The sequence below is a fragment of the Streptomyces drozdowiczii genome, assembly GCF_026167665.1.
Classification (GTDB): Bacteria; Actinomycetota; Actinomycetes; order Streptomycetales; family Streptomycetaceae; genus Streptomyces; species Streptomyces drozdowiczii_A.
Genome location: NZ_CP098740.1, coordinates 1198835 through 1212483 on the forward strand (window position 1 = coordinate 1198835; position 13649 = coordinate 1212483).

At 73.7% G+C, this 13649-nt stretch carries 12 protein-coding genes and 2 pseudogenes; 10 read left to right on the plus strand and 4 right to left on the minus strand.

Annotated features, from left to right (window positions below; translation table 11 throughout):
* Positions 1–93 precede the first annotated feature (93 nt).
* Together NEH16_RS05395 and NEH16_RS05400 are read right to left on the minus strand one after the other, a co-directional pair.
* Positions 94–1320 (minus strand): acetyl-CoA C-acetyltransferase, encoded by a 1227-nt coding sequence (locus NEH16_RS05395; protein WP_265539677.1) that lies wholly within the window; start codon positions 1318–1320, stop codon positions 94–96.
* 88 nt (positions 1321–1408) lie between these two features.
* Positions 1409–2317 (minus strand): LysR family transcriptional regulator, encoded by a 909-nt coding sequence (locus NEH16_RS05400; RefSeq protein ID WP_265539679.1) that lies wholly within the window; start codon positions 2315–2317, stop codon positions 1409–1411.
* Positions 2318–2464: 147 nt separating this feature from the next.
* Here NEH16_RS05400 and NEH16_RS05405 point away from each other — a divergent pair, with 147 nt between their 5' ends.
* Complete coding sequence (locus NEH16_RS05405; RefSeq protein WP_265539681.1) at positions 2465–4018, plus strand: 3-hydroxyacyl-CoA dehydrogenase; 1554 nt, start codon at positions 2465–2467, stop codon at positions 4016–4018.
* Positions 4019–4098: 80 nt separating this feature from the next.
* Positions 4099–4494, plus strand: a complete 396-nt coding sequence (locus NEH16_RS05410) for a VOC family protein (protein WP_265539683.1) — start codon at positions 4099–4101, stop codon at positions 4492–4494.
* On the opposite strand, the gene NEH16_RS05415 is transcribed toward NEH16_RS05410, so the two are convergent.
* On the minus strand, positions 4491–5186 hold the full coding sequence (locus NEH16_RS05415) for a DUF6597 domain-containing transcriptional factor (RefSeq protein ID WP_265547073.1): 696 nt from the start codon (positions 5184–5186) through the stop codon (positions 4491–4493). The genes NEH16_RS05410 and NEH16_RS05415 overlap by 4 nt on opposite strands.
* A 56-nt stretch (positions 5187–5242) precedes the next feature.
* On the opposite strand from NEH16_RS05415, the gene NEH16_RS05420 reads away from it, so the two are divergent.
* Entirely contained in the window at positions 5243–5587 is a 345-nt protein-coding gene (locus NEH16_RS05420) for a CU044_2847 family protein (protein WP_073966068.1), read from the plus strand.
* Positions 5588–5591: 4 nt separating this feature from the next.
* Here NEH16_RS05420 and NEH16_RS05425 read toward each other — a convergent pair whose 3' ends face one another.
* Complete coding sequence (locus tag NEH16_RS05425; protein ID WP_265547075.1) at positions 5592–6716, minus strand: YihY/virulence factor BrkB family protein; 1125 nt, start codon at positions 6714–6716, stop codon at positions 5592–5594.
* Positions 6717–6790: 74 nt separating this feature from the next.
* Here NEH16_RS05425 and NEH16_RS05430 point away from each other — a divergent pair, with 74 nt between their 5' ends.
* The 7 genes and pseudogenes from NEH16_RS05430 to NEH16_RS05455 all read left to right on the plus strand — a co-directional run bounded on the left by NEH16_RS05430 (position 6791) and on the right by NEH16_RS05455 (position 13634).
* Positions 6791–8428, plus strand: coding sequence for an acyl-CoA dehydrogenase family protein (locus tag NEH16_RS05430; protein WP_265539685.1), 1638 nt, complete (start codon positions 6791–6793; stop codon positions 8426–8428).
* Between the two features lie 272 nt (positions 8429–8700).
* Positions 8701–10019, plus strand: a pseudogene (locus NEH16_RS05435) (GAF domain-containing protein).
* A 49-nt stretch (positions 10020–10068) separates the two neighbouring features.
* The gene (locus NEH16_RS05440; protein WP_265539687.1) at positions 10069–10665 is read left to right on the plus strand and encodes a GNAT family N-acetyltransferase; all 597 of its coding nucleotides are present in this window, start codon (positions 10069–10071) and stop codon (positions 10663–10665) included.
* Positions 10666–10849: 184 nt separating this feature from the next.
* Complete coding sequence (locus NEH16_RS33605; RefSeq protein WP_309486338.1) at positions 10850–10933, plus strand: putative leader peptide; 84 nt, start codon at positions 10850–10852, stop codon at positions 10931–10933.
* Between the two features lie 115 nt (positions 10934–11048).
* Positions 11049–12745: pseudogene (locus NEH16_RS05445) on the plus strand (nitrite/sulfite reductase).
* The gene (locus NEH16_RS05450; protein ID WP_073966074.1) at positions 12742–12921 is read left to right on the plus strand and encodes a hypothetical protein; all 180 of its coding nucleotides are present in this window, start codon (positions 12742–12744) and stop codon (positions 12919–12921) included. The pseudogene NEH16_RS05445 and the gene NEH16_RS05450 overlap by 4 nt, the downstream one beginning before the upstream one ends.
* The gene (locus tag NEH16_RS05455) at positions 12918–13634 is read left to right on the plus strand and encodes a phosphoadenylyl-sulfate reductase (RefSeq protein WP_073966075.1); all 717 of its coding nucleotides are present in this window, start codon (positions 12918–12920) and stop codon (positions 13632–13634) included. The genes NEH16_RS05450 and NEH16_RS05455 overlap by 4 nt, the downstream gene beginning before the upstream one ends.
* The last annotated feature ends 15 nt before the right edge of the window (positions 13635–13649 follow it).

Here is a 13649-nt window from a genome sequence, read left to right on the forward strand (position 1 = left end):
GTCCGGCCCGACAGCCCTGAGCTGTCCGGCCGGACCTTTTGTGTCCGGCTTCCTGTACGTACCGGTCGCCGGGCGCCCCGGACAGCCGTCCGCTCAGGGCGCGACGCGCTCGAAGACCGCGGCGAGGCCCTGGCCGCCGCCGATGCACATGGTCTCCAGGCCGTAGCGGGCCTCGCGGCGGTGCAGTTCGCGGGTGAGCGTGGCGAGGATGCGGGCGCCGGTCGCGCCGACCGGGTGGCCCAGCGAGACGCCGGAGCCGTTCACGTTGATCCGCTCCTCGTGGTCCTTCTCGCCGAGGCCCATCTCGCGGGTGCAGGCCAGGACCTGGGCGGCGAACGCCTCGTTCAGCTCGATCAGGTCGAGGTCGGCGAGCGTGAGCCCGGCGCGGCCGAGCGCGGCCTGGGTCGCGGGGACGGGGCCGAGGCCCATGGTCGCCGCGGGCACCCCGGCCCGGGCGAAGGAGACCAGCCGGACGAGCGGGGTGAGGCCGAGGCGTTCGGCGGTGGCGGCGCCGGTCACCAGGCAGGCGGCGGCCGCGTCGTTCTGGCCGCTGGCGTTGCCCGCGGTGACGGTGGCCTCCGGATCGGACTTCAGCATGACCGGGCGGAGCGCGGCGAGCTGTTCGGCGGTGGTGTCGGGGCGGGGGTGCTCGTCGGCGGAGATCACCGTCTCGCCCTTCCTGGTCTTCACCGTGACCGGGACCGTCTCCTTCTCGTACCGGCCCTCGGCGGCGGCCAGGCCCGCCCGCCGCTGCGAGCGCAGGGCCAGCGCGTCCTGGTCCTCGCGGCTGATCCCGTACGTCCGGCGCAGGTTCTCCGCGGTCTCGATCATGCCGCCGGGCACCGGGTGGTGGACGCCGCCCGCGGTGACCCGGCCCCGGGCGAGCGCGTCGTGGAGCTGGAGGCCGGGGCCCTTGATGCCCCAGCGCCCGTCGTGCGTGTAGTACGGGGCGCCGCTCATCACGTCGACGCCGCCCGCGATCACGACCTCGCTGAACCCGGCCCGGATCTGCATGGCCGCGTCCAGGACCGCCTGGAGCCCGGAGCCGCAGCGGCGGTCGGTCTGGAGGCCGGTCACCGACTGCGGGAGCCCGGCGTCCAGGGCGGCGACCCGGCCGATCGCGGGGGCCTCCGCCGAGGGATAGGAGTGGCCGAGGATCACCTCGTCCACCCGGTCGGGGTCGATGCCGGTCCGGGCGACGACCTCGGCGATCACCCGGGCCGCGAGGGCGGCCGGCCGCTCCCCGGCGAACACCCCGCCGAAGCGGCCGATGGGGGTGCGCAGGGGTTCGCAGATCACGACATCGAGGGCGTCGGGCACGGCGGGGCCTTTCCGGGAGATGAGCGGAGCTGTGGTCCGACCCTCGCACCCGGCGACTGAGCCGGTCCAATACGCAATGCGCTCCGATTCAAGACGCGCCGCGTCTCAATGGCGTGGGCAGCGCCCGCTCCGCGACGTCGAGCACCGCGCGCAGGGCGGCCGACGGATTGTCCGTCCGCCAGGCGAGCGCGGGCTGCCGTCGGATCGGCGGCCCGGCGAGCGGCCGGTAGACCAGGCCGCTGAGCTGGATGTGCTGGACGGAGGTGACGGTCAGGGTCACCCCGACGCCCGCCGCGACCAGCGCCAGGATGGTGTACGAGTCCGGCGCCTCCTGCACCACGCGCGGGGTGAACCCGGCCGCCTCGCACGCCTCGGTCATCGCATCCCGCACGGTGGAGCCCGTGTTGGCGGGGAAGGCGACGAACGGCTCGCCGGACAGCGCGTCGAGCGGGATCTCCGGGCGGTCGGCGAGCGGATGGTCGAGGGGCAGCGCGCACACCAGCTCCTCCTCGTCGATCACCCGGCAGCTGACGCCCGGCGCGGTCACCGGCAGCCGGACGAAGCCCAGGTCGAGCGAGCCGTCCGCGACCCGGGCGAGCGCCACGTCGGCGTAGGTCTGGCCGGTCATGACCAGCTCGATGCCCGGGTGGGCGGCCCGCACCGCCCGGGTCAGCAGCGGCAGCGTCTCGTGGCTGGACGCGCCCGCGAAGCCGATGCGCACCCTCCCGTACGCGCCCTGTCCGGCCGCCCTCGCGGCCCGTACCGCCGTGTCCAGATCGTCCAGCACGGTCCGCACCGGCTGGAGGAAGGACTCCCCGGCGCTGGTGAGCCGCACCGAGCGGGTGTTGCGTTCGAAGAGCTGGACGCCGAGTTCCCTCTCCAGGCGGCGGATCTGCTGGCTCAGCGGCGGCTGCGCCATCCGGAGCCGTTTGGCGGCGCGGCCGAAGTGCAGTTCCTCCGCCACGGCGAGGAACGCGGCGAGGTGGCGCAGCTCCATGCCGTCCCCTCCCCCGGTTCGCGCTCATCATTGAGTCGTCAGGCGTCTCGGTCCGAGCCTAATTCGGTATTGGACGGCGATCAAAGCCACTGAAAGCGTCGGCAGCGCGGGCATCCGGCCCGCCCCAGTGAGAGGACCGTGACCCGCATGCGTATCAGGATCGTCGGCGCCGGAGCCATGGGGCGCGGCATCGCCCAGTGGGCGGCCTCGGCCGGACACACCGTCGAGCTGTGCGACGTACGCGCCGAGGCGGTGGCGGACGCCGTCGCCTTCGTACGCTCCATGCTGGACCGGGCCGTGGCCAAGGGGCGGATGACGGCGGCGGACGCGGAGTCGGCGGTGGAGCGGCTGGTCCCGCTGGACGACCCGTGGGCGGCGGGCCCCGGTGTGGAGCTGGTGATCGAGGCCGTACGCGAGGACCTGGCGACCAAGACCGAGGTGTTCGGGCGGCTGGAGCAGGCGCTGCCCGACTCGGCCGTGTTCGCCACCAACACCTCCTCGCTCTCGGTCACCCGGATCGCCGCCGCGCTGAAGGACCCGACGCGCCTGGCCGGGCTGCACTTCTTCAATCCGGTGCCGTTGATGCGGATCGTGGAGGTGGTGCCGGGCGCGGCGACCCGGCCGGAGATCCCGCCGCTGCTCGCCTCGCTCGTGGAGGGCTGCGGCCACCGCGCGGTGACGGTCGCGGACACCCCGGGCTTCTTGATCAACCACGCCGGGCGCGGCCTGGTCACGGAGGCGCTCGCACTGTTGGAGGAGAACGTCGGGGAGCCCGCGGACATCGACCGGATCGCGCGCGAGGTGCTGGGGCTGCGGATGGGCCCGTTCGAGCTGATGGACCTCACCGGGCTCGATGTGACGGCCGCCGTCATCGACTCGATCTGGGAGGGGTTCCGTTACGAGGACCGGCTCCGCCCCTCCTTCCTCACCCCGAACCGGGTGGCGGCCGGGCTGCACGGCCGCAAGACCGGCCGCGGCTGGTACGCGTACGGCCCCGAGGCCGCCGGGCCCGCGCCGGAGCCGCCGGTCGCGGGGAACGCGGACCGCCCGGTGCACGTCTTCGCCCCGGACCCCGCGCGGGAGGCCGACGCGGCCGTCCTCCGCGAGGCGCTGGCCTCGGCGGGCGCCGCCGTGGAGAGCGGGGACCGGCCGTCCGGGGCGGCGGTCGTCCTGGTCCCGGTCTGGGGCACCCCGGTCTCCTCGGCGGTCGCCGCGCACGGGCTGCCCGCCGGGCGCGCCTTCGGCGTCGACCCGCTGCCCGCGGCGGGGCGGCGGCGCGTGCTCGCGGTGACCCCGGCGGCGGAGGCGGGGGCGGCGCGGGACGCCCGCGCGGTGCTGGCCCGGGCGGCGGACGGGGAGGAGCCGTTCGCGGTGTCGGTGGTCCGGGACACCGCGGGCTCGGTCGCGCAGCGGCTGCTGGCCTCCATCGTGTCGGTCGCCGCGTCGATCGCGGAGCGCGCGCTCGCCGCCCCGGCCGACATCGACGTGGCCGTCACGACGGGGCTCGGCTATCCGGTGGGCCCGCTGGCCTGGGGCGACCGGGTCGGCGCGGTCCGGATGCTGGAACTGCACCGGGCGCTGCACGCGTCGACGGGCGACCCGCGCCACCGCCCGACGCGCTGGGTCACGGAGCGCGCGGCGCTGGGGCTCGCGCTGACGGACCCGGGGACGTCACCGGAGGATGTGCTCGGAGCGCCGTGACGGAGGTCCGCCCGGGCGCGGACCGGGCCGTGACCGATTCGTACAAGACGGCCGGCCGGGGCCCCGCCTACGTTCGGTCCATGACTCCACGACTCGACGCGATCGGTATCACCGCCGCCGACCTGCCCGCCTCCCTCGCCTTCTACCGCCGGCTGGGGCTCGACATCCCGGCCGGTGCGGAGTCCGCTCCCCATGTGGAGGTGGCCCTGCCCGGCGGCGGGCGCCTGATGTGGGACACGGAGGAGGTCGTCCGCTCCTTCGACCCCGACTGGAACCCGCCGTCCGGCGGGGACCGGCTGGGGCTCGCCTTCCTGTGCGACAGCCGGGCGGAGGTCGACGCGGTCTACGCGGACCTGACCGGCGCCGGCTACCGGGGCCATCTGAAGCCGTGGGACGCGGTGTGGGGGCAGCGGTACGCCGTCGTCCTCGACCCGGACGACTGCGCGGTGTCGTTGTTCGCGCCGCTCGCTGCCTAGGCGCGGCCGAAGTACGCAGTGAGCGTCGTGCCGGCCAGGTCGCGCATGTCCCGCGCCAGATGGGCCTGGTCGGCGCAGCCCGCCGCGAGTGCCGCGTCGGCGTACGGCAGCCCCGCGCGCACGAGCGCCAGGGCCCGCTGGAGGCGCAGCACCCGGGCCAGGGTCTTGGGCCCGTAGCCGAACGCGGTCAGCGAGCGTCGGTGCAGCTGGCGGGGCCCGAGTCCGGCGCTCCGGGCGGCCTCCGCGACGCTGCCGCCCGCCTCGAGGCGCGCGGCGACCGCGCGCATCACCGGGTCCGGGGGCTCGGTGCGGGCAGCGAGGTCCAGGGCGATGCCCTCCAGGGCGGCGGCCGGGTCGGGCGCTTCGGCGAGGCGTTCGGTGAGGCGGCGGACCGGGGCCCCGGGCCACAGCGCGGCGAGCGGGACCCGGAGGTCGCGCAGCTCGTCGGCGGGGACGCCGAGCAGGGCGGGGGCGGTGCCGGGGGCGAAGCGGATCCCGGCCCAGCTGCCGCCGGTGCTGGTGGCGGGCGCGGTGTGCGTGTCCGGCCCGGCGACGAGCAGCCGGTCCCCGTTCCACAGCAGGTCCATGCAGCCGTCGGGCAGCACCGGATGGTCCGTGCCCGGCTCGACGGTCAGGGTCCACACCCGCGCGCCGTCCAGCCGGGACGCGCACTCTGTATAGCTGTCGCCCATGCCATTAGTGTCGTCGACGGACACGGCGGCGTACGCAATCGGCTACGGGGGCGGTCATGGCGGCACTGATGGAGTTCACCACGGACAACGGGGCGACGGTGACCGTGGAGGTCGACCGTCACGCGCCGGGCGCGCAGCTGGTCTCGCGGGACGGGCAGCACGCCCTGGCGAGGGCGGGGCGCACCTTCGACAGCGCGCTGGAAGGCATCCGGTCGGCGGCCGAGTCGGCGCTCGCCGTGTTCCGGGACGGGCGGCTGAAGCCGGACGGGGTGGAGCTGGAGTTCGGCGTGAAGATCACCTCGGAGGCGGGCGCGGTGATCGCGAAGAGCGCGCTGGAGGGCCATCTGACGGTGAAGCTGTCCTGGTCCCCGGGGTCGCAGAGCGCGCCGGCCGCCGACTGAGCGCTCACTCGTCGTACGGGTTGGACCGGTCCGGGTCCTTCTCTCGGCCGGGCTTCTGGAGCCGGGACTTCACGTCGTCCGGGGGCAGGAACCGCGACCAGCGCTCGGGGAACTCGGAGGGCATGTACGGGCTGTCGCCCTCGTCGCCCTCGTCCTCGTCGTCCTCGTCGTCGTGCGGGCCGCCGTGCCAGCTCTCCGCCTGGGTGCGGGCGACGAACTCGGCGGCCTGGGCGGCGCGCACCCGGTCGTTCGCGGCGCGGGCGGCGGCCGTCGCCACCGAGGGCCATACCCGGTCGATGGCGGCGTTGACGGCGGCGCCCACCAGCACCGCGAAGGCGGAGACGCCGATCCACAGCAGCACCGCGATGGGGGCGGCCAGCGATCCGTAGATCGTGGGGCCCTCGACCGTACTGGTCAGGTAGATCCGGAGCAGGAAGCTGCCGAACACCCACATCGCCAGGGCCACCAGGGCGCCCGGCATGTCCTCGATCCACGGCGAACGGACCGGCACGGAGACGTGGTAGAGGGTCGTCAGGAAGGCGACCGAGAGCACGATGACCAGCGGCCAGTACAGGACGCTTATGACTTCGGTGCCCCACGGTATGAGCTCCACGACCCGGTCCGGGCCGACCACGAGCAGCGGCAGCACGACCGCGCCGAGCAGGAGCGCCACCACGTACAGCAGGAAGGCGAGCATCCGGGTCTTGACGATGCCGCGCTGGCCGTCGAGCCCGTACATGACGGTGATCGTGTCGATGAAGACGTTGACCGCGCGGGAGCCGGACCACAGGGCGATGGCGAAGCCGAGGGAGATGACGTCGGGCCGGGCGCCGGTCGTGACGTCGGCCAGGAGCGGCTTGGCGAAGTCGTTGACGCCGCGCTCGGAGAGCATGGTGTGGGCCGCGCTGAGGATGTTGCGCTCGATGGACGCGACCGTGGTGGTGCTGGTCCACTCGTCGACGTAACCGAGCAGGCCGATCAGGCCGAGGAGCAGCGGGGGCAGGGACAGCAGGGTGAAGAACGCGGCCTCGGCGGCGAGTCCCAGGATGCGGTACTCCATGCAGGAGTTGACCGTGTCCTTGAGCAGCTGCCAGGCGAGCTGCCGCTTGGAGACGTTGCGGTAGAGCACTCGGGCCCGGTGGAGCCGGCCCGGTGGCCGCTCGGGTGTTTCGTTTGCTGCCTGCACGTCCTTACCGTATCGGCATGGCGACCACCACCCACACCGTGTCCAACCAGGCCCCTCCCCTGCTCGGCTATGACGTCTTCGGCGCGGACCGGGCGCTCGGCGAGGCCGTGGAACGCCATCTTCCGCCCGAGGTCCTGGACGAGGCCCGGGACGGGCTCACCGCACTCGGCCGGTCGGCCGGCTCCGCGCAGGCGGCGTCCTGGGGCACCGAGGCCAACGCGAACCCGCCGAGGCTGCGCACCCACGACCGCTACGGGCACCGCATCGACGAGGTCGACTTCCACCCGGCCTGGCACCGGCTGCTCGGGCACGCCGTGGGCGCGGGGCTGACCGGCGCCTGGGACCGGCCGGGCGGGCATGTCCGCAGGGCGGCGGGCTTCCTGGTGTGGACGCAGGCGGAGGCGGGCCACGGCTGCCCGCTCTCCATGACGCACGCGGCGGTGCCGGCCCTGCGCGCCGAGCCGGAGGTGGCCGCCGAGTGGGAGCCGCTGCTGACCTCGCGGGTGTACGAGGAGGGGCTGCGGCCGGCCGGGCAGAAGGCGGGGGCGCTGCTCGGGATGGGCATGACGGAGAAGCAGGGCGGCTCGGACGTACGGACGAACACCACGCGCGCCGAGCCGCTGGCCGAGGACGGCGCCTACCTGCTGACCGGGCACAAGTGGTTCTGCTCGGCGCCGATGTCCGACGGCTTCCTGGTCCTCGCGCAGGCCCCGGACGGTCTCACCTGCTTCCTGCTGCCCCGGGTGCTGCCCGACGGCTCCCGCAACCCGTTCGCGATCCAGCGGCTCAAGGACAAGCTGGGCAACCGGTCCAACGCGTCGGCGGAGGTCGAGTTCGACGGGACGTGGGCGCGCCGGATCGGTGAGGAGGGGCAGGGCGTCCGCACGATCATGGGGATGGTGGCGGCGACCCGGCTGGACTGCGTGACCGGTTCGGCGGCGCTGATGCGGCAGGCGGTGGCGCAGGCGGTCCACCACACGACGCACCGCTCCGCGTTCGGCGGGCCGCTCGTGGACAAGCCGCTGATGCGCAATGTGCTGGCCGATCTCGCGGTGGAGTCGGAGGCGGCGACCGTGCTGGCGATGCGGCTCGCGGCGGCGTACGACGACGGCGGCGAGAGCGAGGCGGCGTTCCTGCGGATCGCGGTGCCGGCGGCGAAGTACTGGGTGACCAAGCGGTGCACACCGCTGGTGGGCGAGGCGCTGGAGTGCCTGGGCGGCAACGGCTACGTCGAGGAGTCGGGGATGCCCCGGCTGTTGCGGGAGGCGCCGCTCAACTCCATCTGGGAGGGGTCCGGGAACGTCCAGGCGCTGGACGTGCTGCGGGTGCTGCGGCGCGAACCGCTCGCGCTGAACGCGTTCCTCCAGGAGGTCGGGCGGGCGCGGGGCGCCGATCACCGGCTGGACGCGGCGATCAGGGACATGCTGACGGAGCTGGCCGACCTGGCGGGGATCGAGGCGCGGGCGCGCCGGGTCGTGGAGCGCATCGCGCTGGTGCTCCAGGGCTCGCTGCTGGTGCGCTGGGCGCCGCCCGAGGTGGCGGACGCCTTCTGCGCTTCGCGCCTGGGCGGGGACGGGGGCGCGGCCTTCGGGACCCTGCCGCACACCCTGGATCTGGCGTCGGTCGTGGCCCGGGCCCGGCCGGTGGATTCCTGACCGGCCACAGCGACGGGGGCGGTGTGCCGCCGGCACAGCGACGGGGGGTGGTGCTGCGCCGACACGGCACCACCCCCCATGCTGTACACACCGCGCGTGAGGCCGGGGGCCCCGCGGTGCGGTGTGCCGCCACTCTTGTACGGTCCGGGGACCCTCGCCAGAGTTGCAGAGGGTTGCAACCATTGTGTGGAGTTGCGGTATCGCGGCCCGGGCGGCGGCAGGATGGGGGCTCGGCCCGCGCACCGGGCCGGCACTGGGTGAGGGGGACCGGCATGGAGACGACTCCGGCCGACGTGCTGCGGCCGGCCGCGCGGGAGAGCGCGCAGGCCAGACGCCAGGTGCACCGGTCCCGTGAGGCGCGGATGGCGGGCGACCGGATGCCCGCCGTGCCCCGGGCGGAGATCGGCGCCTCCTGGGACCGGGTGCTGCGCAGCGGCATCGATCCCGAACAGACGACGCACAGCAGGCTGCTGGAGGCGGACGAGATCGAGCACCGGCGCCGCAGCTCCGCGCTGGGCGAGGTGATGCCGCTGCTCAGCGACGGGCTGACGAGCATCGCGGACGCCTCGCAGCAGATCATGGTCGTCACCGATGTGGAGGGCCGGGTGCTGTGGCGCGAGGGCAACACGGGGGTGCTGCGCCGGGCCGACGACATCTGCCTCGCGGAGGGCGCCGCGTGGTCCGAGGAGATCACCGGCACCAATGCGATCGGCACGGCGCTGGCGTCCCGCGCCCCGGTGCAGGTGCACTCGGCGGAGCACTTCGTGCGCACCCTGCACGGCTGGACGTGCGCGGCGGCCCCGGTGCGCGATCCCCGGGACGGCCGGCTGATGGGGATCGTGGACATCAGCGGGCCCGCGTCCACCTTCCACCCGACGACGCTGGCCCTGGTGCGGTCGGTGGCCCGGCTGGCGGAGAGCGAGATCCGGGTGCGGCACCTGGAGGCGGTGGACCGGCTGCGGGCGGTGGCCGCGCCGGTGCTGAGCCGGATCGGCGGCCGGGCGGTGGCGGTGGACGGACACGGCTGGACGGCGGCGGTGACGGGGATGCCCCGGTGGACCGGCTGCCGCTGCCGAAGTCGCTGGGGCCGGGCCGGGTGTGGCTGCCGTCGCTGGGGATGTGCCGGGTGGAGCCGCTGCCGGGCGGTTGGCTGGTCCAGGTCGCGGACGGGGCGATGGACAGCCCGCCGCGCCGGGTGGTCCTCGATCTGAGCCGGCCGCGCGCGCTCGCGGTGAACGTGGTGAGCCCGGTGGGCACCTGGACCCAGCGGCTCTCCCCGCGCCACGCCGAGCTGCTGTACGCGCTGGCGGTGCACCGGGAGGGGCGTACGGCGTCCGAGCTGGCCCAGGACCTGTTCGGTGACGCGACCAGGACGGTGACGGTGCGGGCCGAGATATCGCGGCTGCGGCGCCATCTGGCCGAGGTGCTGGCGCACCGCCCGTACCGGTTCGGCGAGGGCGTGGAGGTGGAGGTGATCCACCCGGAGCACCCGGCCGATCTGCTGCCGCGCTCGCAGGCCCCGGTGGTCGCGGCGGCGCGCGAGGCGCGGGAGCGGGAGGCGCGGGAGCGGGAGGCGCCGGAGCCCCGGTGACCTGGGGCCGGGTGGGGCGAGGGGTGCGGGGCATGGTTGTCTGGCAGCCATGAGCGACCCCGCACGTCCCGCACCGCCGGCCTCCGAAGAGGTGACCATCTGGTCCCTGGAGCAGACCTCCCCCGATGATCTGCGGCCGTCCGCCGTGCCGGACGCGGAGGTCCGGATCGTGCGGTCCGAGGTGCCGCTGCCCGAGTTCAGCCGCTTCCTGTACACGGCGGTGGGCGGAGACATCCGGTGGACGGACCGCCTCGGGATGACGTACGCGCAGTGGCAGGAGGCCCTGGAGCGGCCGGGCGCGGAGACCTGGGTGGCGTACGCGAACGGCACCCCGGCGGGCTACGTCGAGCTGGACCCGCAGGACGACGGGGTCGTCGAGATCATGTACTTCGGGCTGATCCCGGCCTTCCGGGGGCGGCGGATCGGCGGTCATCTGCTGTCGTACGGCACGGCCCGCGCCTGGGACCTGGGCGAGCGGTGGCCCGAGCGGCCGGCGACGAAGCGGGTGTGGCTGCACACCTGCTCAAAGGACGGTCCGCACGCGATGGACAACTACCTGAGGCGCGGCTTCCGGCTCTTCGACACCCGGACCGAGCTGGAGGAGCCGGTGGACACCCCCGGCCCGTGGCCGGGCTCCGGCCGCTGAGCGGTGCCCCGCGCGCAGCCGTAGCCGTTTCCGCGGCAAATCCCCTTGGTTGTCCGGTTTTACGCTCCACCCGGCGTCCGCCCCGTGCGTGACGGGCGCCACAGCGTCTCACTAGGCGGGACCACGCCGTCCACATCATGGATAGTGGTGGACTGCCGCGAGATCCCCATGACACGCTTCCGTCATGTCCGGAACTGGAATTGCCTTGGTGAGTCGACGCCACGTCGACCTCGGCCGCATGTCCAGCGCCATCTGTCCGGCGAGCTGAGAGTCCCAGCACCGCCGCGATCCCTTTCTTTCTCCGCTACCCCTGCGCACCGCCGCGCCTCACGCGAGTGTGCAGTTCAGAGCCGCCCTCCCGCAGTCCCGAAGGACGTACCGTCATGGCCGCAACCCCGGAAAAGCCCGCGCCCGCCGCGCCCCGCCGCAAGGTGGGCCGCCACCGCGGCGAGGGCCAGTGGGCGCTGGGGCACTACACCCCCCTCAACGGCAATGAGCAGTTCAAGAAGGACGACGACAGTCTCAACGTGCGGACACGCATTGAGACGATCTACTCCAAGCGCGGATTCGACTCGATCGACCCCAACGACCTTCGTGGGCGCATGCGTTGGTGGGGGCTCTACACCCAGCGCAAGGCCGGCATCGACGGCGGCAAGACCGCGGTGCTGGAGCCGGAGGAGCTGGAGGACAAGTACTTCATGATGCGGGTCCGCATCGACGGCGGGAAGCTGACCACCGAGCAGCTGCGCGTCATCGGCGAGATCTCGCAGGAGTACGCGCGGGGCAGCGCGGACATCACCGACCGGCAGAACGTCCAGATGCACTGGATCCGGATCGAGGACGTCCCGGCGATCTGGCAGAAGCTGGAGGCCGTGGGGCTCTCCACGACCGAGGCGTGCGGCGACTGCCCCCGCGTCATCATCGGCTCACCCGTGGCGGGTATCGCGGCCGACGAGATCATCGACGGCAGCCCGGCGGTCGACGAGATCCACTCCCGCTACATCGGCAGCCCCGAATTCTCCAACCTGCCGCGCAAGTTCAAGACCGCGATCTCCGGGTCCCCGGTCCAGGACGTGGTCCACGAGATCAACGACATCGCCTTCGTCGGCGTCGAACACCCCGAGCACGGACCGGGCTTCGACCTCTGGGTCGGCGGCGGGCTCTCGACCAACCCCCGGCTGGCCGAACGCCTCGGCACCTGGGTGCCGTTGGACGAGGTGCCGGACGTCTGGGCGGGCGTCGTCGGCATCTTCCGCGACTACGGCTACCGGCGGCTGCGCAACCGGGCGCGGCTGAAGTTCCTGATGGCCGACTGGGGTCCGGCGAAGTTCCGCCAGATCCTGGAGGACGAGTACCTGAAGCGCCCGCTCCTTGACGGCCCCGCCCCGGCCGAGCCGCGCAGCCGGTGGCGCGACCACATCGGCGTCCACCAGCAGCAGGACGGCCGCTTCTACGTCGGTTTCGCCCCCGGGTGGGCCGGGTCGACGGCTCGACGCTCGCCAAGATCGCGGAGCTGGCCGAGGCGCACGGCTCCGGCCGGGTCCGGACCACCGTCGAGCAGAAGATGATCATCCTCGACGTCGAGCAGGACCGCGTCGAGTCCCTGTCCGCCGGTCTGGAGGCGCTCGGCTTCCAGGTGAAGCCGTCGACCTTCCGGCGCGGCACGATGGCCTGCACCGGCATCGAGTACTGCAAGCTGGCGATCGTCGAGACCAAGGCGCGGGGCGCCTCGCTCATCGAGGAACTGGAGCGCAGGCTCCCCGACTTCGACGAGCCCCTGACCATCAACATCAACGGCTGCCCCAACGCCTGCGCCCGCATCCAGACCGCGGACATCGGCCTCAAGGGCCAGCTCGTCCTGGACGAGAACGGCGAGCAGGTGGAGGGCTACCAGGTCCACCTGGGCGGCGCCCTCGGCCTGGAGGCCGGCTTCGGCCGCAAGGTGCGCGGCCTGAAGGTCACCTCGGCCGAACTGCCCGACTACGTCGAGCGGGTGCTCGGCCGGTTCCAGGAGGAGCGCGAGGCCGACGAGCGCTTCGCGACCTGGGCGGCCCGCGCCAGTGCGGAGTCGCTGTCATGAGCGAGCGCGCCGCCCCGTTCCACTGCCCCTACTGCGGCGACGAGGACCTGCGCCCGCACGAGGCCGGGCACGGGGCATGGGAATGCGCCTCCTGCAATCGAGCGTTCCAGCTGAAGTTCCTGGGCCTGCTGAGCCGGGGGCTGACGCCCAACAACGTTGGAGGGGACGGGATATGACGGTCACCCAGAACATCGACACGCTCACCGACGAGGACCTGCGGGAGCTGGCCGAGCGGGCCGGGCGCGAGCTGGAGGACGCCTCCGCCCTCGACATCCTCAGGTGGGCCGCCGACACCTTCGGGCCCCGGTTCTGTGTCACCTCCTCGATGGAGGACGCGGTCGTCGCCCACCTCGCCTCCCGGGTGATGCCCGGCGTGGACGTGGTGTTCCTCGACACCGGCTACCACTTCGAGGAGACCATCGGGACCCGGGACGCGGTCGACGCCGTCATGGACGTCAACGTCATCACGCTGACCCCGCGGCAGACGGTCGCCGAGCAGGACGCCGAGTACGGGCCGAAGCTGCACGACCGCGACCCCGACCTCTGCTGCAAGCTGCGCAAGGTCAAGCCGCTGGAAGAGGGCCTGACCGGATACGCCGCCTGGGCGACCGGGCTGCGCCGCGACGAGTCCCCGACCCGGGCGAACACCCCGGTGGTCGGCTGGGACGAGAAGCGCCGGAAGGTGAAGGTCTCGCCGATCGCCCGCTGGACCCAGGACGACGTGGACGCCTACGTCGCCGAGCACGGAGTGCTCACCAACCCGCTGCTGATGGACGGCTACGCCTCCGTGGGCTGCGCGCCCTGCACCCGCCGGGTGCTGGAGGGCGAGGACGCCCGGGCCGGCCGCTGGGCCGGGCGCGGCAAGACCGAGTGCGGGCTGCACGGCTGATGACGACTGATCAGG